Below are 18,784 nucleotides of genomic sequence, written 5' to 3'. Positions count from 1 at the left end.
CACGTCACCCACAAAACAGACGGGCGACGTTACCAGTCTGGTCTCGCAGGGACCACCCAATTAATTCAGCAGACCCTCGCGGTGCGCGATCGCCGACGCCTCGGTCCGCGACGCCGCTCCGAGCTTCCGCAGCACCCGGGCCACGTGGGTCGCGACCGTGTTCCCGGAGACGAAGAGCTTCCGCGCGATTTCAGCGTTCGACAAGCCCTGCGCCATCACCTGCAGCACCTCGAGCTCCCGAGCCGTCAGCCCGAACGCCCGCGCCGGCCGCGCCTCCGCATCCAGCCCGACCCGATCCGCCAGGCCGGCGATCCGCGCCAGCAACGGCGCGGCACGCAGGTCGGCCGCGATCGCCCGAGCCTCCGCCAGCGCCTCCCGGGCGGCCTTGTCGTTGCGCTCGGCAACTTCCGCGGCCGCCAGCCCGGTCAGCGCCTCGGCAAGGTCGTACACCTGGCCGATCTCGCGCCAGGCATCCACCACCCGCTGCCAGGCGGCCACCGAGTCGTCCTCGGCGGCATCGGCTGTCGCCACGACCGCCGCCGTGGTGACCCGGGCCGCCATGTCCGCCGCCACCACCTTCCGCGCGTCCGGAAGGGCCCACAGGTTCTTGGACTGCGCGACCGCGAGCAGGAACCAGGCGGCGTCGTACCCGCTCCACACCCGAAACGGCAGCGCACGCTCGAGCATGCGCCGCGCCGCCTCGTCATCGCCTTGCAGGGTTGCGAGAGTGAGCCGAGCGGTCAGCATCATCGTCTCGAAAGGCCGCGCCTCACCACACAGCGCCTCGCCTTCGTCGAGCAATCGCCGCGCATGGTCGAACTGTCCCCGTCGTGCGGCGATCTGCGCTCCGACGTAATGCAGTGCCAGCAGGTATCGCGGCGGTGGCGCGTCGGCCAGCGCATCGTCGGCAACATCCAGCGCCTCGTCCCAGCGGCCGAGACGGAACAACGCGTTGGCGCGGTTCTGCGCCAGCATGCTGCCGCGCGACCTCGTCAGTCCCCAGCGCTCGGCCGACTGCTGACCGCGCGCGGTCCGCCGCGCCGCCTCTTCGACCTGTCCGTCGAGCGCGTACACGACGCTGTCCCACTGCACAGCGGTCAGGCTCAGCGAATAGTCACCGGCCCGCAGCGCCAACTCCTCGCAGCGGGAGTATCGCGAGTGCGCCGACTCGACCGCACCGTCCACGTCGTCCAGGAAGGCCAGCGGGAGCAGCGCGGCGGCGCGCAACCCGTTGTCGTCGAGACGCTCGGCCAGCCCATAGGCCTCAGTGCCGAGCGCCCGTGCGCGGGCCATGTCCTCCTCGACGCACGAGACGAGCGCGAGCCAGGACAGCAACCGGCTGCGCAACAGATCGTCCATCCCGGCCGGCACCAGCGCCACCGCTTGCTCCAGGCTCTCGAGCCCAGGCTCGCCGAGCCGGTTCTGCAGCAGGCCCTTGAGGCCGAGGAAGCGCGCCGCCCGCGCCGGTTCGGCGTCGATGTCCATCTCGGCCAAGGCTTCGGCCGACCGCCGGACACCCCAGTCGGCGCGACCCGCCGAGTACGCCGCCTCGACACCGGCCGCGAGCACATCGACATGACTGACGCCGGTCAGCGTCTCCGGGCTCTCCACCTCGGGCCAGAGCGTGAGGACCTTGTCGAGCAGGTTCAGTTGGTCGTCGTACGCGAACTGCCGGCCCGCCACCGCGGCCGCACGCCAGGCCGCGGTCAACGCCCGCCCGTGCTCACCAGCCGCCGCCCAGTGCTCGGCCAGTGCGGCTGCCTGATAGTCGCCGTCGGTGTCTCGTGCGCTGATCGCGGCCGCGTAGCGGCGGTGCAGGCGGCGGCGCTCGCCCGGCAGCAGCGCGCCGTACACGGCCTCCCGGATCAGGTCATGCCGGACGGCGTACACGGTGTCGCGCACCACGACCTGGTGCCGCTCGACCAGCTCACGCAACGCCTCATCGCTCGGCCGCTCCAGAACCTCGGCCAGAATCACATCCGGTACCTCGGCGCCCGCCACCGCAATTGCCGCCAGCAAGTGCCGCGCGTCCGGCGCCAGGTCCGCCACTCGGTCCAGCAGCAGATCACTCAGTCCGCCACCGGCCGCCGCACCACTCGACCGCAGAGCCTCGACAAACAAGGGGTTCCCGTCGCTGCGCTGGTGAATTTCGCGCACCACGACCGGATCGACCGGATGCCCGTCGAGCGCGGCCAGCAACGCTGCAACCTCACGTCGCTCGAGCGATGCCAGCTCCACCCGTACGACGTCCGCCCGGCGACCCAGCTCCCCCAGCAACTGCCGCGTCGGGTGACCGGGAACGAGTTCGCCGGACCGGATGGTGCCGACCAGCAGGACCCGGCGGTCCGCCAGGTTTCGCGCCAGGTACGCGAACAGCTCGCGGCTCGACACGTCGGCCCACTGCAGATCCTCGACCACCAGCACCACCGGTTGGTCCCGCGCCGCCCGGCCCAGCAGGGACAGGAACTCCTCGAACAGCCGCACCTGTCCGCCGTCGACCCGGGTGAGCCCGAGCTCCGGCCACCAGTCGGCGAGCGCCGTACCGTCGGCAGGGAGCTCGGCACGCAGCCGATCCGCTCCCCAGGAGCGCAGCAGACCGCGCATCACGGCCACGAACGGCAGCCAGGGTGTCCCGCCCGAGCCCAGCTCAAGGCAGCCGCCGGTCAGCACCAGCGGAGTCTCCGGCAGCCGGCCGATCGCCGTCGTCACCAGCCGGGATTTGCCGATCCCGGCCTCGCCGGTGACCAGCACCGTGATCGCCTCACCGCCGCCAACCTGCCGGTACGCCGTCTCGATCGCGGCCAGCTCGGTCTCCCGGCCCACGAGGACAGGACTGATGACGGTCGGCGGCATAGACCACATCGTCGCATCATCCAGGGTTCGTCCGGCGATGTCACCAGATCTGGTGACGACCTGGGCCGGGGTCGACGCCGAGAGTTGAGCCATCAGACCCTAAGACCCCAAGGAACCGACATGACCAACCCTCGCCGTACCGTCGTCGGAAACATCTCTCTGTCGCTCGACGGCCGGGTCAACGGCCCCGGCGGCGACTTCGACATGAGCTGGATCGTGCCGCACGCGGCCACGCCCGTGACGCTGGACCACATGATCCGAGTCACCGCTCCGGCAACGACCGCGCTGCTCGGCCGCAAGAACTACCAGGGCTTCGGCGGCTACTGGCCGAGCGTCGCCGACGACGAGACCGCACCGGAGCAGAGCCGCCAGTTCTCCCGCTGGCTCAACGAGGTCGAGAAGGTCGTCTTCTCCAGCACGCTCGACCACGCCGGCTGGCAGAACAGCTGGATCACCACCAGCGACCCGGCCACCGCGGTCAAGGAGCTCCGCACCCAGCCCGGCGGCGATATCATCGTCCTCGCCAGCGCGAGCGTCATCCGCGCCCTGCTGGCCGCCGACGAACTCGACCGCCTCTCGATCACCCTCTGCCCGGAACTCGTCGGCGGCGGAGCCTCCCTGTTCGACACCACCTTGGTCCCCGGCTCCTGGACCCTCGTCGACAGCACCCCCGGCGACAGCGGCACCCTCTGCCTCCTCTACGACCGCAAGCGCGCCTGATCTCCATGGGTACGGTTCAGGCACAGGCGAACATGTCCCTCGACGGGTACGTCGCCAAGCAGGACAACAGCATCGGCCGGTTGTTCGACTGGCTGCAGAACGGCGACGTCGCGGTCCCGACCCCCGCCGGCGACTTCACCATCCACCTCACCCCGACGAGCGCGGAACACCTCGGGCGGTGGGTGTCGGGGCTGGGTGCGCTGGTCTGTGGCCGGACGCTGTTCGACGTGGCTCAGGGCTGGAACGGCCGGCACACCTTGGATGTCCCGGTGGTCGTGGTGACTCATCAGGTACCCACGGACTGGGTCGAGGCCCACCCCGACGCACCGTTCTCCTTCGTGACCGACGGTGTGGAGGCCGCGATCGCCCGGGCTCAGGAGCTCGCCGGCGACCGTGTCGTCTCGGTCGCCGGCGGAACCATCGCCCGGCAGTGCCTGGAACTGGGGCTGCTGGACGAGGTGGCCGTCGACCTGGTGCCGGTGGTGATGGGCGCGGGCAATCGGCCCTTCTTCGGGGAGCTCTCCGCGGAAGTGTCGCTCGGCAACCCGACGACGTGCATCCAGGGCGACCGCGTCACCCACCTCGTGTTCCCGGTTCAGCGGTAGGCGCGGGCCTGGAGTTCGAAGAGTTCGGCGTAGCGGCCGCGGGCGGCGAGCAGTTCGTGGTGAGTGCCGACCTCTTCGATCCGGCCTTCGTGCAGGACGACGATCAGGTCGGCCATCCGGACGGTCGAGAAGCGGTGCGAGACCAGCACGGTGATGCCGCCGGTCTCGGTGGCCGCGATCCGCGCGGCGGCGGCGTACTGCTCGAAGAGGCGGTGCTCGGCCTCCGGGTCGAGCGCGGCCGTCGGCTCGTCGAGCAGCAACAGCAGCGGTCTCTCCCGCATGAAGGCGCGGGCCAGCGCGAGCCGTTGCCATTGACCGCCCGAGAGCTCGGCACCGCCTTCGAACTTCTTGCCCAGCTGGTTGTCCAGGCCCTTCGGCAGCCCGGCGATCACCGACTCCGCATCACCCCGTACGACGGCCGCCCGGACCGCCGCCTCGTCGGACATCCGGTCGAGGTCGCCGATGCCCACCACCTCGCGGGCGCGGAACTCGAACTTCACGAAGTCCTGGAAGCCGGCCGACATCCGGGACCGCCACTGCTTCGGCTCGACCTCGGTGAGCGGGACTCCGTCGATCAGGATCTGGCCGGTCGTCGGGTCGTACATCCGGGCCAGCAGCTTCACCAGCGTGGTCTTGCCGGCGCCGTTCTCGCCCACCAGCGCGACGGCCGACCCGGCCGGAATCTTCAGCGTCACACCGCTCAGCACCGGAGACTCTCCGCCGGGATAGGCGAAGCCGACGTCCTGGAGCTCGATCCCGGTGCTGAGCTTCGCGGGCGCCGGCGTCGTGCTCTCCCGCCACGCGTTGTCCTTGGCGTACTCCCGCAGCCAGTCGTAGCGAACGAAGCTGCGCACCACCTCGCCGACCCAATAGATGTTCTGCGCGATGCCGCCGGTCATCTGATCGACCTGCGGCGCCAGCAGCAGCACGAGCACCACGTCCCCGGCCGACGCCTGGCCATCGCGAGCTCGCGCGACCACCCAGACGATCGCAGCGGCGTACGCCAGCGCGAACAGCAACCGAACGGCGCCGTCGACCTTCCCGCTCCACTTCGCCGCACTGACCAGCAGCTTGAACCGCTCGGCCTGCAAGCCCGAGATCCGCTCGATCAGCACTCGCCCCAACCCGAACACTCGCAGCTCGAGCGCCGTCCGCGGGTCCTTCGCCACCTCGATCAGCCGATCCGCCAGCCGCTCGTGCGGCAGCGAGTCCTCGTACGCCTTCTGCTGGCGCATACTCCCCTGGTACGCCGACCAGATCCGCGACGTACCGAGTAGCGGCAGCAGCAACAGCACTGGGTGCACCGATCCCAGCAAAGTGAGCACAGTAACGGTGTTGGTCACCGTCCCGAACACCCACAGCAGCACCTCGGAGCCGACGCCCATCCGCCACGCCCGCTCGCGAACCAGCTCCAGCCGATCGGCCACATCGGGTCGCTCGTGATGGGTCAGCCCGGGAATCCCGGTCGTCACGTCCAGCAGGTCGGCGTGCACCCGGCCGGCCATCCGCTCCTGCGCTGTCTGCTGCACCGGCCAACCGACGACGTCCGCCAGGAAGGCGACCGCGAGGCCCCCGATGATGACCGCGATACCGACCGCGATCGTGCTCGACCGGTGTCCGCTCAGGCCGTCGACCAGCAGGCTGATGCCGTAGGTCTGCGCCGGCGCTGTCACCGCTCGCGCCGCGACCAGCACGGTCGAGATCGCCATCAGCAACGGCGCCGCCCGGAACGACGTGACCAGCCACAGCCGGCCGATCCGCAGGCTACGCATCGGTCACGTACCGCTCGGCCTGCAGCCGGAACATCTTGGCGTAGGTCCCCTCGATCGCGAGCAACTCCTCGTGCGTCCCGTCCTCGATGATGTGGCCGTCGTCGAGCACGCAGATCCGATCCGCGTTCCGCACCACGGAGAACCGGTGCGAGATGATCAGCGACGCCACCCCGGAGGTCAGCTCGAGATACCGCTCGACCAGCTCGATCTCGGCGCGCACGTCCAGCGCCGCGGCAGGTTCGTCCAGCACGAGCACACCGGCGCCCGCGTGGACGGCGAACAACGCCCGCGCGAGCGCGACGCGCTGCCACTCCCCTCCGGACAGATCGACACCGCCGTCGAAAGCCTTGTCCAGCACGGTGTCCCACTCCTTCGGCAGTCCGCGCACGACATCCTCGATCCCGGACTCCCGGGCCGCCTGCGCAAGTGCGACCCGGTCACCCGCCCTCTCGATCGCACCGAACTCCACGTTGTCCGTCACCGGCAAGGGGAACCGGAGGAAGTCCTGCACGATCGCCGCGATCCGCCGCTGCCAGGCGCCCAGGTCGAGCTCGGCCAGGTCGACACCATCGACCAGGATCCGTCCACTCGTCGGCCGGTACGCGCCGCCGAGCAGCTTCACCAGCGTCGACTTCCCCGCGCCGTTCACCCCGACCAGCGCGAGCGCTTCACGCGCGTGGATCGTCAGGTCGAGATCGCGCAGGACGTAGTTCTCGGACCCCGGATAGTGGAAGCTCACCTTCTCGAACCGGATCTCCCGCACCGGCATCGCCGCCACGTCGTGCTGTCCGCTGACGGCCGGCTCCGGATGCCGCGTCGCGATCGTCTCCGGCAAGGCCACCATCGCCCGGTACGCCGACAACCCGCGCCGCAGCTGGACGACGCCGTACCCGCTGCCGGAGACACCGATCGCCAGAATCGCCGGTACGGCGGTTGCGACCTGTGTCAGCGGCAGATCACCGGCCAGTGCGGCCCGGCCGACGAGCAGGATCGCGAATCCGTCGGCGAGCAGCCGGACCAGGCCCATCGCGATCGACCAGGCCACGTTCTTGCCGCGCTTGGCCCAGACCGCGCGGAAGCCGGCCGTCCATTCTTCGACGTACCGATTCACCACCCACTGGTGCAGGCCGAAGACCCGCAGCTCCTTCGGCGCATCGCGCATCCCGAGGTCGAAGACGTAGTTGGCGCGGCGCTGCTCCTCGGTGTTGCCCCACCACATGTCGATCTCACCCTCGATCATCCGGCCCTGGTGCCACTCCAGCAGGAGCGTCACCGCGACCAGCATCGCTGCGACCAGCCAGGAGAACATCAGCCCGACGATCACCGCCGACCCGATCATCGTGACCCTGGCCGCGAGCAGCCACGGCAGCTGGGACATCCCGGTGGAGAGGTGGAAGCCGCCCTTGCCCTTGGCCCGCTCCTGGACGTCCAGGACCTCGCCGTCCTCGAGATGCTCGATCCGTTGCGGTCGCAGCAGCGGCTCGGTGATGCCGATCCCGATCTCGCGGACGACCACCGCCTCGAGAAGCGTCGCCGTGACCCGATGCATCGCGGGCGTCAGGCTCTCCAGGACGAACACGATCAGCATCGCCGCCAGCAGCCAGCCGAAGGCCCACAGCGACATCGCTCCGGCCGACCCCGCGACCACCCCAGGCACCGCACCGACCACCTGCCCGGTGAGCAGCGTGACCGCCATCCCGAGCATTGCTCCGAGCACGGCGAGACCGACCGTCAACGCCGTACTTCCCGGCGCGACGCGCATCCCGTATCTCAGCAGAGTCAGCACCCGACAGACCGTAACCGGCCTAGCCGACAAAAATCACTGGAATAGTTCGGACCGACGCATTTCCAGGAGATCCGCGAGCTTGATCGACTCGCCGTCACGCCCGCCCTGACCCACCACCAGCGGCGGATCCGACGGCAGCACCCGTACGCCGGCCACCCGAGCAGTCAGGCTCGCCGGCGTTCCGAGGATGTAGAAGTTCGCGTCGGTGTCGACGGCGACCGACTTGTTCTTGCGCAGGTACCAGCCGCTGATCCCGGTGCGATAGCTCGTTCCGGATCCGATCACCTGCGCGCGCAGCGGCTCAGGTGCGACGCCGCGCTCGGTGAGTTCGCGCACGAACTCGACCAGCAGCTCCCGCGCCTGCGCCGACTCGGCAGCCTTCCGCCGCTCGAGCGCGGCCGCTTGCTCGACAGACGCCTCCCGGCGCCGCTCCCGCCAACTCTGGTCCGCCACACGCTCAAACTACTGGATGCCCGGTCGTGCTCCGTGCGGTGGAACGTTCCCCCGTATCCTCACGGGGTGAGTCAGGACAAAGCCGACGGCGGCCGGATGGGCGACTCCTCGCTGCTGCGGAAACTGAACGTCGCTGCAGCCCTGGACGCGTTCCTCCAGGCTGAATCGCTGACGCCGCGGGAGCTGCGGGATGTCGTCGGGGTCTCCCGGCCGACCGCGGAGGAGCTGCTCGCCGGTCTGATCGCGGACGGCCTGGTCGAGGAGACAGCCCCGCCGCGGCAGCGGGCCGGCACCCGAGGCGCCGGCCGCCCGGCCCGGCACTTCCGCTTCCGCGCTGAGTCCGGGTACGTGACCGGCATCGACATCGGCGCCCACAAGGCGATGGCCGTCGTCACCGACCTGCGCGGCAACACCCTCGCCACGCAGCGCGCCGAGCTGGACCCGCTGCTCGACGTTCCGACCAGACTGCAGGCCGCCATCGACGTCACCCTCGCCACGTGGAGAGCGGCCAGTCTCGAGCCTTCCGACATCAGCAGCGCCGCCTGCGGCGTGACCGGCGCACTCCGGACCGGCGGCGCGGCCCGCGACGTTCGCGACGGACCGATCGGTTCCGAACTGGCGGTCTACTCGCTCCCCGGCTTCCCCGACATCGACGTGGCCGCTGAGCTCTCCGCCGGGCTCGGCGTACCGGTCGCGGTCGCGAACGACGTCAAACTCGCCGCTCTGGCCGAGCACTGGAAAGGTGCCGCCCAAGGACACGGTGACATCGTCTACATGTTCGCCGGGCACCGCGCGGGAGCCGGCGTCCTGATCAACGGCCAGGTCCACCAAGGCCACCACGGCGCTGCCGGCGAGATCGGCACCTGGCCGGCCCTCGGCTGGGAAGCCGCCGTCAACCAGCTCCACGCCCGCGGGACCGAGCTCGCCACCGCCGCCGGCCTGCCGCCCGGCCGCGAAGGCGAACTCGTCATCGCCTCCGCTGCCCTGCAGGACCCCGAGAGCCTGCGCGTCCTGATGGAGTTCGCCGAAGTCCTGGCCCGCGGCGCCGCGGTCCTCGCCCTGGCCGTAGACCCCGAGGTAGTCGTCCTCGGCGGCGGCATGTCCCGCGGCGGCGCCATCATCGCCGAGCCCTTCCGCCGCGCCCTGAACCGCCTCACCCTGGCCCCGATCGAGGTCATCACCTCCACGATGGGCGCCGACTCAGTAGCCCTAGGGGCAGCCCGCATGGCCCTCGACACCGTCCTCGCCGACCTCCTGGCAGTCCCGGGAGCTTGACTGCTCAGCTGCTTGCTTGTCGCTCTGCTCGCGAGGTGGCGTCGGCTTCGGTGGTGAAGGCGGCGCGGGGCTGCTGCACGGACGCCAGTGACACGATGTCTCGGCCGTAGAGGACGGCGACCAGCCACACCGCGAGCACGCGGACCTTGCGGTCCCACGTCGGTACGGCGAGCACGTGGTACCCGCGGTGCATGAGCCAGGCCAGCAGGCCCTTGACGACGATCCGCCGGAACTGGAAGACACCCGTCCCCAGGCCCAGCGTCGCCACCGACCCGAGGCTGTGGTGCTTGTACTCCTTGGGTTCGCGGCCGCGCAGATCGGCGAGCAGGTTCTTCGCGAGCAGCTTTCCCTGCCGGACGGCGTTCTGCGCGTTCGGCACGGTCAGCGCGCCAGGCACCGGTGAAGCCAGGTCCGGGATCGCGGCGTCGTCACCTGCCGCCCACGCGTCGGGAACGATCTCGTCCGCGGTACCGACGCGAAGATCGGGCCGGGTCTCGATCAGGCCGCGGGCCGTCACCGGAAGATCGGTGTGACCGCGCACCAACCGGGTCGCGGCGTTGCCGGCCGTCCAGACGATCAGCTCCGCATCGAACGCCGAGCCATCGGACAGCACCACGTGTCCACCGACGGCCGACTGCACAGTCGTCTCCAGATGCAGGTGGCCGCCCCGCCCCTCGAGCAACCGGCGTACCCAGGCCCGCGGACCGTCCGTCACCTCGGGCAGGATCCGCGCCGTCGCCTCGACCAGGTGGAAGGACAGATCGTCCCGGCTCAGCCCGGGATACGACTTGAGCAGACTGTTCGCGAGCGAGAGCAGCTCGCCGAAACTCTCCACACCGTTGAAGCCCGCGCCGACGAAGACAACTGTCAGCAGCCGTCGCCGCTCCGGCCCGGGCGGTAGGACGGACGCCTCGTCGAAAGCCGTGAGCAGCCGGTCGCGGACGGCGACCGCCTCCTCGACGTGCTTCATCCCGATCGCCTGGTCCGCGACGCCGGGCAGGTCGAACGTCCGCGTGACCGCACCCGCGGTGACCACGATGACGTCGTACGGGAGCTCGAAGTCCTCGCCACGCACCGGGTGCACGGTCACCGTCTTCCGGGCGTGCTCGACGACGGTCACCGAGCCGGCGATGACCCGGGTACGGCGCAGGTTGCGGCGCAACGAGATCGCCGCGTGCCGGGCCTCGACCGAGCCGGAGAGCACTTCCGGCAGGAACGGCTGGTACGTCATGTACGGCCGCGGGTCGATCAGGATCACCTCGGCCTCGCCGCGCCGCAACTTCTTCTCGAGTTTCCAGGCCGTGTAGAAGCCGGCGTACCCACCTCCGACCACCACGATTCTGCGCACCGAAGTCCTCCGTCCACGGATAGCTGTCACTAGCAAAGACAGCGCATCGACCCCCACTGTGACAAGGCCCACCGCCGATGTGACTGCGGTTACCCGGCAGATCCGTCACGGTTCCGGAAGTCGCGTGGTCTTGTGGAGGTAGAGCCGATGAGCCGAAGGAGACCGTCAATGACGATGGCCGAGCAGCAGATCGCAACCTCCGTGCTGGTGATCGGGACCGGCGGTGGCGGCCTGCGGGCCGCGATCGAGCTGGCCGAGCAGGGCGTCGAAGTCCTTGCCCTGGGCAAGCGTCCGCGGAACGACGCGCACACCTCGCTGGCCGCCGGCGGCATCAACGCGGCGCTGGCCACGATGGATCCCGAGGACACCTGGCAGCAGCACGCCGCCGACACCCTGCAGGAGAGCTACCTGCTCGCCAATCCGGAGACCGTCCGGATCGTCGCCGAGGGCGCGGCGCAGGGCATCGCCGATCTGGAGCGGTACGGGATGCCGTTCGCCCGCGAGGCCGACGGCCGGATCTCGCAGCGGTTCTTCGGCGCGCACACCTACCGCCGGACGGCGTTCGCGGGCGACTACACCGGGCTGGAGATCCAGCGCACCCTCGTGAATCGCGCGCTGCAGCTCGGCGTACCGATCCTCGACAACGTCTACGTGACGCGGATCCTGGTCCGGGACAACACGGTGTTCGGGGCCTACGGCTTCGATCTCGACACGGGCAAGCGGTACGTCATCCACGCCGACGCCGTCATCCTCGCGGCCGGCGGTCACACCCGGATCTGGCGGCGTACGTCGTCACGCCGCGACGAGAACACCGGCGACTCGTTCCGCCTCGCGGTCACGGCCGGCGGCCGGATCCGCGACCCCGAGCTCGTCCAGTTCCACCCGTCCGGCCTGCTCGAACCCGAGAACGTGGCCGGCACGTTGGTCTCCGAGGCCGCGCGTGGCGAGGGTGGCCAGCTCCGGAACGCGCTCGGCGAGCGCTTCATGGCCCGGTACGACGCCGAGCGGATGGAACTGTCGACCCGCGACCGGGTGGCACTGGCGGCGTACACGGAGATCAAGGAAGGCCGTGGTACGCCGAAGGGCGGCGTCTGGCTGGACGTGTCACACCTGCCGCGGGAGACGATCATGCAGCGGCTGCCGCGCGTCTATCAGACCCTGCTCGAGCTGCAGATGCTCGACATCACCCAGCAGCCGATCGAGATCGCGCCGACCGCGCACTACTCGATGGGCGGCGTCTGGGTGCGGGCCGAGGACCACTCGACCGGCGTCGACGGGCTGTACGCGCTCGGCGAGGCGGCCAGTGGTCTGCACGGCGCGAACCGGCTCGGTGGCAATTCGCTGATCGAGCTGCTGGTCTTCGGCCGGATCGTCGGCGCGGAGGCGGCGAAGTACTCGGTGAATCGTGAGTCCCAGCTGCGATCCGCCGACGTGGTCGGAGAAGCTCGGGCAGAGGTCGACGGCCTGCTCGCGGCCGACGGGCCGGAGAACGTCCGGGCACTGCAGAGAGCGCTCCGCGACACTCTCACCGCCCGCGCCGGCGTCGTACGGGACGAGGCGGGTCTGCTGGCCGGCATCGCCGAACTGGCGGAGATCGAGGAGCGCACGGCACAGATCGGCGTCCACCCCGACATCGCCGGATTCCAGGACCTGGCGCACGCCTTCGACCTCAAGTCGTCCGCACTCGCCGCCCGGGCCACCCTCGACGCCGCGCTCGAACGGCGCGAGTCCCGCGGCTGCCACAACCGCTCCGACTACCCCGACCTCGACGAATCCCTCCAGGTCAACCTCGTCTGGTCGGGTCCTGGTCAGATCACGCGAGAGCCGATCCCCGCGATCCCGGCCGAGATCCGCGCGCTGATGCGCGACGACATCTCCACCGAGGGCAAGCTGGTCGAGTAGCGTGTAGCCGGCCGTGCCAACGGTCAGCTGGACCAAGTTCGGCCTGCGCCCACGCGGACTCCGCCGAATCGCAATCCTGGAAAGTGCGCGCCCGTCCCAGTCACCAGGGGATCTTCCAGCGCGTGCCAGAGTTGTTGCCGGCTGCGGTCCGCAAGGTTCGCATCGACATCGCCGAAGGAGTGCCACGTAGGCTCAGCAAGCTGCACGGGGTGGGTGATGGCGTCACCGAGCAACAGGGAGCGCCGATCGCCGAAATCGACCATCAGGCAGAGGTGCCCTGGGGTGTGGCCCGGGGTCATGAGCGTTGTGACCCCGGGCGCCAGCTCTGTCTCACGATCCAACGGTCGCAACAGCGACGAGTTCTGGGGGCGGCGGAACCCGGCTTCGACCTCCACGTCGAGCTCTCCCGGTCCGTCGACGAAGTAGTCCCAGTCCGCCGCTCCGAACCAGATCCTCGCGCCCGGGAAGGTCGGCTGGGCGTCGCTGTCGAACAGCCAGCCGACGTGGTCGGAATGCAGGTGGGTGCAGACCACGTCCGTGATCTCGTGCCGAGCCGTCCCGAGTGCGGTCAGCTCGGTGAGCAGCTGACCGCCGTGCAGTTCCATGCCGTCAGGCATCTGCTTCCGGCGCGGGCCCAGGCCCGCATCGACCAGCACCACTTGCTCCGCCGTACGGATGAGGAAGCAGCCGATCGGCAGCCGCGCGGTACCGTCGCGGTCGAACACCTCGGGACGCACAGTGGGCTCGGCGCCGAAGTAGCTGGGCCGCGCCACGAACGTGCCATCCGACATCGCCTGCAGCGACGGAGCGGCGGCTCTATTCATCTCGTACCTACGCGCGGGAGCGGAGTGCTCTTGTCCGTGCGGGCCACGCGGAGCCGGATCCGGGTGTGAAGGGTGGGCAAGGCAACAACCGTGGCGAGTTCGGTCGCGGTGCGAGCTGCGGCTGCTTGCACCGCGTCGAGATCGGCGGTGGGCTCGATTGTGCAGGTGAGTTCGGCGACCAGTTGGCCGCGGTCGGCGACGACTTGGCCGGAGCCGTCACGAATCCCGGGCGTCCGGGCGAGTGCTTGGGCAGCGGCGTCTACGGCCGAATGAGCGTCGGCGGTCAGTCGGCCGCTGCGATCGCCGCCAGGCAACGCGAACCGGCCGCCGACGCGGCGTGGCAGATGCCGCCCGAGCCACCAGAGGCCGAGCAGGATCGCCAGCACTCCGCCGGCACCTGTTGCCCACGGCCACCATTCGGCGGTGGCCGGATCCGCGAAGGGTCCGGCCGTGATTCGGTCCGATGGCAGTTCGCCGTACTGCCACGCGATCAGTGCGCCTCCGGCCGCCAGCAGGTTGAGCGCGACTACCGTTCCCACCGCCCGGTCCAGGGCGATCACTCCACGTCGCATGTCACTCCTCCCGTACGGCGATGCGCGTCCGCGGCACCGGGCTGATGCTTGCCAAGCGGCTGTCCACGACCGCCTGCACGTCGGTGCTCACCCGGACGGGTTCGCCGAACGTCGTCACGGTCAGGCTGACGCGCTTGCGCTTGGACTTCCCAGACACTGCAGTGACCGAATCCACCTGCCGAGCACTCTCGGACGCCAGCCGGGCCACGTCCGTACTGCGCAGCCAAACGAGCCCGTCCGGACCCACCGCATGATGAGTCCGGCGCCGCCGCTTGTAGGTCACCAGCAACACCAGTAGTCCGACGACAGCGGCGGCGATCCCGGCCGGCAGCATCCAGCCGGACGGTTCCAGCTCAATCGTTCGCCCGAAGCCTCGCGCCAACCAAGAGGTTCCGTCCATCAGTCCGACGGCAACCGCCAGCTCGCGGATCGCGACACAACCCGCCAGGATGAGCGCGACGGCCGCCAGCAAGCCGACCCACACGGCGGCAGCCCCAGCCACCGGCTGCTTGGCCGCCACCGCCTCAGCGGACGACGCTTTACTTCTCGACACCTCAGAGGCATCAACCATGGTGATGACGACATCGGCGCGGTCGACGCCGAGGCCCGTCAGCTCTTCGACCGCCGAGGTGATCGCCTGGCGCAGATCGGCTGCAGTCTCCGCCAACGGATGCGGCCAGCTGATCGCCGTCTCCAACTCCAGCCGGACACGCTGCCCGGCGACCACCGCCCGCGCCTTCGGCAACCCACGCCCCAGTACGCCGGCCTGCCGCGACACCGCCGGATGCCGCCGCGCCGTGATCTCGACGATCCGCTCCACCGCCCGTTGAGCGATCTCGAGCCGCCCGCGATCACCCCCGAAAGCGATCGCGGACGGCTCCGAGCCGCCCGGAGCCGGTCCGTCCACCGGCTCGAGTCCATCCGACGCACGCGCGGCCGCCGCGGATCCCACGACCCGCGCAGATTCGCCGGAAGCCGCCACCAGCACATCCCCAGCCACCGGCGACTCGCCGGCCGGGCGCGAGTCCGCTCGGCGCGAGCCCGCCGGGTGCGAGTCGACCGGGCGCGGGCCGGCGCTGCGGTCAGCCACGGTTGCGGCGGTTGAGGAGATCGTCGAGCGCCTTGGAACCACCGCCACCGGACAGGAAGTACCCGACGGCGAGGCCTACCGCGCCCAGCACGAGGGCGAGCAGGAAGCCGGCGAACCCGCCGGCCGCGGCGGCGATGGCGATCAGCAGGCCGGCGAACAGGCCGATAGTCGAGGTGCTCACTCGGATCTCCTCAAGGGTTGATGAACCGGTGCGTCAGCGGACGCGCGGTTCGGTGGTGGTGTCGTCAGCGTCGTCCGCGTCGTCGTCATCGCCGTCCAGGTGCACGTCGGTCACGGAGATGTTGACCTCGGTGACCTCGAGCCCGGTCATCCGCTCGACGGCCGAGATCACGTTCTCCCGGATCGCGCCGGCCAGCTCGCCGATCGCGACGCCGTACTCGGCGACGAGCTCGATGTCGACGGCGGCCTGCGTCTCGCCGACCTCGACCGAGACACCCTGGGACAGGTTGGTCTTCGAGCCGGGGATCCGCTCCCGCAACATCCCGACGGCCCGCGCGGCGCCGCCGCCGAGAGCGTGCACACCGGGGATCTCGCGGGTCGCGATACCGGCGATCTTGGAGACCACGACATCCGCGATCGAGGTGCGCCCGCCGGCCGACCCGATGCCGTCGGCAACGACAGCGTCGGCGGCCGGGACGGAGGCGACCGATCGCTTGGCGGCCGGCTTGGGGCTCGCCGTGGGGATGGCACTGTCGGTCATGAGGATGCCTTTCTCGTCAGCGACTGCTTCGAATGGTGGAACAGCGTCAGTCGTTCGGAGCCGTTCGCCAGAAGGACGACCGCTCGCCCGGAATCGTCACGGTCCCTCCACATCCTGCACAGCGTGACATGACTCACGGGGCAGATCGGGGAGGCTACCGTGACATCTGTGCGGCTGGTGTCGTCCTCACTGCACGCGCGCAACCAGGAGGTGACGTGACCACGGTGCTGACCGAGCTCGACGAGGCGACCCTCGTCGCCCGGGCCCGCGATCGGGACCCGGCGGCGTTCGAGTTGCTGGTCCGTCGCTACCAGCGCCGGATCTACACGCTCTGCCTGCGGATGCTGAACGGCGCGACCGGCGACGCGGAGGATGTAGCCCAAGAGACGTTCGTGACCGCCTGGCGCCGGTTGCCGGAGATCCAGCACGAAGCAGCCTTCGGCTCGTGGCTCTACCGCACCGCCACCAACAAGTGCCTAACCGTCCTGCAGCGCCGCCGGCCGTTCGCGGAACTGAACGAAGACAGCGCTCCCCCGGATCTCGCCGAGGATCCCGCCCGCGCGGCCGGGAACACCGCCGCGATGCAGGCACTGGCCGACGCACTGCGCCGGCTCCCACCGCCACAACGTGCCTGCTGGTTGCTGCGCGAGGTCCACGGCCGCTCGTACGCCGAGATCGCGGACCTGGTCGGTACGACGCCCACGGCGGTCCGCGGCCGGATCGCCCGAGCCCGCGCCGAGCTTGCGGAGGTGATGAAGCCATGGAGATGAACCCTGATGACACGGTCACCGCGCTGCACCCTTTGCCCTGCGGCCGAACGGTCGAAGACGTCTGGGACGAGCTGGAGTCCGGTGAGCTCAGTGCACACCGAGCCGACTGCCCGCACTGCCGAACCGCGCAGGCCGGCCTGGAGCAGCTGATCGAAGCGACCCAGCTGCTGATCGACGACCCGGTCGAGGTCCCCGGTGGTCTGCTCGACCGGATCATGACCGCGGTCCGCGCCGACCTCAACCTCGGCCGCACGATCCCGCTGCCCACGGAGCCGGCCGCGATCGAGGTCTCGGTGCACGCGCTCGCCGCCGTACTGCGGTATGCGGTCGACGGCACCAGCGGCGTACGGGCTCGGCAGTGCCGGATCGAGTTGACGCAGCCGGGTTCCGTCGCGGTTTGGATGTCGGTCGCCCTCGAGTTCGGGGCTGGTCAGGTCGGTGCGCTCGACGAAGCGCGCCAACGGGTTGCCATGGCCTTACGTGGTCAGGTCGGGCTGGAACTCGACACCCTCGACTTCGAGGTCGTGGATGTCTGGACCACCCCGGGACCGCAGAGTCCGGGATCGCGGTCGTGACCGCGGATCCGGCCGGCGCGGTCGCTCAGTTGGGCGCGGCTGATGCAGCCGCGCAGGCTGCCCGCGCGGTCGGCGGCGTTGTCCGCCTGCAGCCTGGAATCAAAGGGCTGCTGCGCCAGTTCGGGGCACAGGCCTGGCAACGCGCGACGGGTCGCGACGTACCGGATGTGGCCGGGGTCGAGGTCGACCTCAGCGCGCCCGGTCAGGTGCGCGCCGAGGTCCGGATCGTCGTGGGCGTCGATCACCTCGCGACCGAGGTCGGCCAGAAGGTGCACGAGGCGGTGGCCGCGGCACTGGAGACGGCAACCGGACGGCCCGCGACCGTCCGGATCCGCATCGTCGAGTTCGACCTCGAACCGCGCTACAGCTGACGTGCGATGAAGCGTTTGCCGGTGGTGATCATCGGCTTCTCCACCCAGCGGTAGCACAGGTGCGCCATCAGGATGGACATCAGCGCCACCGGGACCCACAGCACCGGGCCCTGGTAGATCGCCGCAACGGCGCTGTGTGCGATCAGCTGTACGAGGTAGATCGAGTACGAACGTTCGCCGAGAAACACGAAGGCCCGGGAGGAGAGCAGCCGCTGCGGGAACGCGTCGGCAAGCAGCGCCGGCAACAGCAGGAACCCGACCAGTACGACGTACGGCGGCGGAACCGCGATGACGCCGGGAACCGCACCGACCAGGTGATGCCGCTCGATGAACGCGGCCCAGAACTGCACGGTCCCGTGGATCACCAGGAAGGCCGCGGCCGCCGTACCCGCGACCCAGGGCCGGGTCAGCGGCTTGAAAAGCTTGTAGGTCTTGGGGTTGTGCATCAGGATCGCGACCAGGCAGCCGACCAGGATCGAGAAGTAGTGCGCGGTCCACCCGCGCGGATCGGCGCCTAGCGTCAGCGGCACCGCCCCGAGCGTGACCGCCATCAGCACGAGGGTCAGACCGATCCGGCGGCTGGATTTCGCCTTGCGCTGCACGAGGATGGCGGAGAAGGCCAGTAGCGGCCAGAACAGGTAGAACTTCTGCTCGATGCCCAGCGTCCAGGACTGCCCGTACGCCCCGCCGTGGCCGAACTCGTTGAGGAAGAACAGGTACAGCGGCAGTTCGGAGCCGGGCGGGCTCTTGGTCAGGTTGCCGTGGAAGACCTGCAGGACCAGTGTCACCGCGAGCAGCAGGAGATACACCGGCAGGATGCGGAAGATCCGCCGGGCGTAGAACTTCCTGAACGAGACCCGCCCGGAGCGGTCCTCCTCACGCAGCATCAGTGTGGTGATCAGGAAGCCCGAGATGACGAAGAAGATCTGGACACCGATCCAGCCCTGCAGCCAATCCGGACCTTCGTTGTGGAAGACCACGACCATCAGCGCGGCGATCGCGCGCAACCCGTCGAGAGCGGGGAAGCGCTTCAGCGCCAGAAACTCAGCGTGGCTCAGCGTCTGCTTTGCCGCGTCGACCTTGCTCGAGGGACCGATCGTCATGCTGTCGACGATCGCTGCCGGCCCCCTGCCGGCACATCGCCGTC

At 69.9% G+C, this 18,784-nt stretch carries 18 protein-coding genes; 7 read left to right on the top strand and 11 right to left on the bottom strand.

Going from position 1 to position 18,784, the window contains the following annotated elements:
• Window positions 1-60 precede the first annotated feature (60 nt).
• Window positions 61-2,946, bottom strand: a complete 2,886-nt coding sequence (locus ABZS29_RS19430; RefSeq protein WP_355463635.1) for an AAA family ATPase — start codon at window positions 2,944-2,946, stop codon at window positions 61-63.
• Between the two features lie 27 nt (window positions 2,947-2,973).
• Between ABZS29_RS19430 and ABZS29_RS19425 the strand changes: the two genes are divergently transcribed.
• Window positions 2,974-3,573 carry a dihydrofolate reductase family protein gene (locus ABZS29_RS19425; RefSeq protein WP_355463634.1) on the top strand — a complete coding sequence of 200 codons (600 nt, stop codon included), beginning with the start codon at window positions 2,974-2,976 and terminating at the stop codon, window positions 3,571-3,573.
• A 5-nt stretch (window positions 3,574-3,578) separates the two neighbouring features.
• Window positions 3,579-4,178, top strand: coding sequence for a dihydrofolate reductase family protein (locus ABZS29_RS19420; protein ID WP_355463633.1), 600 nt, complete (start codon window positions 3,579-3,581; stop codon window positions 4,176-4,178).
• Here ABZS29_RS19420 and ABZS29_RS19415 read toward each other — a convergent pair.
• The 3 genes from ABZS29_RS19415 to ABZS29_RS19405 are packed head-to-tail and all read right to left on the bottom strand — an operon-like array spanning window position 4,169 to window position 8,189.
• Window positions 4,169-5,950, bottom strand: a complete 1,782-nt coding sequence (locus tag ABZS29_RS19415) for an ABC transporter ATP-binding protein (protein ID WP_355463632.1) — start codon at window positions 5,948-5,950, stop codon at window positions 4,169-4,171. The genes ABZS29_RS19420 and ABZS29_RS19415 overlap by 10 nt on opposite strands.
• Window positions 5,943-7,736, bottom strand: a complete 1,794-nt coding sequence (locus ABZS29_RS19410; RefSeq protein WP_355463631.1) for an ABC transporter ATP-binding protein — start codon at window positions 7,734-7,736, stop codon at window positions 5,943-5,945. Before ABZS29_RS19410 ends, ABZS29_RS19415 begins: the two co-directional genes overlap by 8 nt.
• Before the next feature lie 33 nt (window positions 7,737-7,769).
• Window positions 7,770-8,189 carry a hypothetical protein gene (locus ABZS29_RS19405; protein WP_355463630.1) on the bottom strand — a complete coding sequence of 140 codons (420 nt, stop codon included), beginning with the start codon at window positions 8,187-8,189 and terminating at the stop codon, window positions 7,770-7,772.
• 66 nt (window positions 8,190-8,255) lie between these two features.
• On the opposite strand from ABZS29_RS19405, the gene ABZS29_RS19400 reads away from it, so the two are divergent.
• The gene (locus ABZS29_RS19400) at window positions 8,256-9,464 is read left to right on the top strand and encodes an ROK family transcriptional regulator (protein WP_355463629.1); all 1,209 of its coding nucleotides are present in this window, start codon (window positions 8,256-8,258) and stop codon (window positions 9,462-9,464) included.
• Between the two features lie 4 nt (window positions 9,465-9,468).
• Here ABZS29_RS19400 and ABZS29_RS19395 read toward each other — a convergent pair whose 3' ends face one another.
• Entirely contained in the window at window positions 9,469-10,812 is a 1,344-nt protein-coding gene (locus ABZS29_RS19395; RefSeq protein WP_355463628.1) for an FAD-dependent oxidoreductase, read from the bottom strand.
• Window positions 10,813-10,980: 168 nt separating this feature from the next.
• Between ABZS29_RS19395 and ABZS29_RS19390 the strand changes: the two genes are divergently transcribed.
• The gene (locus ABZS29_RS19390; RefSeq protein ID WP_355463627.1) at window positions 10,981-12,714 is read left to right on the top strand and encodes an FAD-dependent oxidoreductase; all 1,734 of its coding nucleotides are present in this window, start codon (window positions 10,981-10,983) and stop codon (window positions 12,712-12,714) included.
• A gap of 23 nt (window positions 12,715-12,737) precedes the next feature.
• Here the strand turns inward: ABZS29_RS19390 and ABZS29_RS19385 are convergent, their stop codons facing one another.
• Genes ABZS29_RS19385 through ABZS29_RS19365 form a run of 5 tightly spaced genes read right to left on the bottom strand, consistent with a single transcriptional unit; the run spans window position 12,738 to window position 15,921 of the window.
• Complete coding sequence (locus ABZS29_RS19385) at window positions 12,738-13,538, bottom strand: MBL fold metallo-hydrolase (RefSeq protein ID WP_355463626.1); 801 nt, start codon at window positions 13,536-13,538, stop codon at window positions 12,738-12,740.
• Complete coding sequence (locus tag ABZS29_RS19380) at window positions 13,535-14,110, bottom strand: hypothetical protein (protein ID WP_355463625.1); 576 nt, start codon at window positions 14,108-14,110, stop codon at window positions 13,535-13,537. Before ABZS29_RS19380 ends, ABZS29_RS19385 begins: the two co-directional genes overlap by 4 nt.
• Window position 14,111: 1 nt before the next feature.
• Window positions 14,112-15,200, bottom strand: coding sequence for a DUF6286 domain-containing protein (locus ABZS29_RS19375; protein ID WP_355463624.1), 1,089 nt, complete (start codon window positions 15,198-15,200; stop codon window positions 14,112-14,114).
• Window positions 15,193-15,381, bottom strand: a complete 189-nt coding sequence (locus tag ABZS29_RS19370; protein WP_355463623.1) for a hypothetical protein — start codon at window positions 15,379-15,381, stop codon at window positions 15,193-15,195. Before ABZS29_RS19370 ends, ABZS29_RS19375 begins: the two co-directional genes overlap by 8 nt.
• Window positions 15,382-15,414: 33 nt before the next feature.
• Window positions 15,415-15,921, bottom strand: a complete 507-nt coding sequence (locus ABZS29_RS19365; RefSeq protein ID WP_355463622.1) for an Asp23/Gls24 family envelope stress response protein — start codon at window positions 15,919-15,921, stop codon at window positions 15,415-15,417.
• A gap of 215 nt (window positions 15,922-16,136) precedes the next feature.
• Between ABZS29_RS19365 and ABZS29_RS19360 the strand changes: the two genes are divergently transcribed.
• Genes ABZS29_RS19360 through ABZS29_RS19350 form a run of 3 tightly spaced genes read left to right on the top strand, consistent with a single transcriptional unit; the run spans window position 16,137 to window position 17,637 of the window.
• On the top strand, window positions 16,137-16,691 hold the full coding sequence (locus ABZS29_RS19360) for a sigma-70 family RNA polymerase sigma factor (RefSeq protein WP_355463621.1): 555 nt from the start codon (window positions 16,137-16,139) through the stop codon (window positions 16,689-16,691).
• Window positions 16,682-17,266 carry an Asp23/Gls24 family envelope stress response protein gene (locus ABZS29_RS19355; protein WP_355463620.1) on the top strand — a complete coding sequence of 195 codons (585 nt, stop codon included), beginning with the start codon at window positions 16,682-16,684 and terminating at the stop codon, window positions 17,264-17,266. The genes ABZS29_RS19360 and ABZS29_RS19355 overlap by 10 nt, the downstream gene beginning before the upstream one ends.
• Window positions 17,263-17,637, top strand: coding sequence for an Asp23/Gls24 family envelope stress response protein (locus ABZS29_RS19350; protein WP_355463619.1), 375 nt, complete (start codon window positions 17,263-17,265; stop codon window positions 17,635-17,637). Before ABZS29_RS19355 ends, ABZS29_RS19350 begins: the two co-directional genes overlap by 4 nt.
• On the opposite strand, the gene ABZS29_RS19345 is transcribed toward ABZS29_RS19350, so the two are convergent.
• Window positions 17,628-18,740 carry an acyltransferase gene (locus tag ABZS29_RS19345; protein ID WP_355463618.1) on the bottom strand — a complete coding sequence of 371 codons (1,113 nt, stop codon included), beginning with the start codon at window positions 18,738-18,740 and terminating at the stop codon, window positions 17,628-17,630. The two genes, ABZS29_RS19350 and ABZS29_RS19345, sit on opposite strands and share 10 nt — an antisense overlap.
• Window positions 18,741-18,784 lie beyond the last annotated feature (44 nt).

Origin of the sequence: Kribbella sp. NPDC005582, from assembly GCF_040605415.1 — a bacterium.
Taxonomy (GTDB): Bacteria; Actinomycetota; Actinomycetes; order Propionibacteriales; family Kribbellaceae; genus Kribbella.
The sequence above is the reverse complement of the archived record's forward strand: the minus strand, read 5'-3'. Positions and strand labels throughout refer to the sequence as shown.

Bases quoted from the DNA above. Each gene is read 5' to 3' on its own strand.
- ABZS29_RS19420 (WP_355463633.1), top strand. From the start codon at position 3,579: ATGGGTACGGTTCAGGCACAGGCGAACATGTCCCTCGACGGGTACGTC.
- ABZS29_RS19390 (WP_355463627.1), top strand. From the start codon at position 10,981: ATGACGATGGCCGAGCAGCAGATCGCAACCTCCGTGCTGGTGATCGGG.
- ABZS29_RS19345 (WP_355463618.1), bottom strand. From the start codon at position 18,740: ATGACGATCGGTCCCTCGAGCAAGGTCGACGCGGCAAAGCAGACGCTG.
- ABZS29_RS19355 (WP_355463620.1), top strand. From the start codon at position 16,682: ATGGAGATGAACCCTGATGACACGGTCACCGCGCTGCACCCTTTGCCC.
- ABZS29_RS19425 (WP_355463634.1), top strand. From the start codon at position 2,974: ATGACCAACCCTCGCCGTACCGTCGTCGGAAACATCTCTCTGTCGCTC.
- ABZS29_RS19430 (WP_355463635.1), bottom strand. From the start codon at position 2,946: ATGGCTCAACTCTCGGCGTCGACCCCGGCCCAGGTCGTCACCAGATCT.
- ABZS29_RS19365 (WP_355463622.1), bottom strand. From the start codon at position 15,921: ATGACCGACAGTGCCATCCCCACGGCGAGCCCCAAGCCGGCCGCCAAG.
- ABZS29_RS19385 (WP_355463626.1), bottom strand. From the start codon at position 13,538: ATGAATAGAGCCGCCGCTCCGTCGCTGCAGGCGATGTCGGATGGCACG.
- ABZS29_RS19380 (WP_355463625.1), bottom strand. From the start codon at position 14,110: ATGCGACGTGGAGTGATCGCCCTGGACCGGGCGGTGGGAACGGTAGTC.
- ABZS29_RS19415 (WP_355463632.1), bottom strand. From the start codon at position 5,950: ATGCGTAGCCTGCGGATCGGCCGGCTGTGGCTGGTCACGTCGTTCCGG.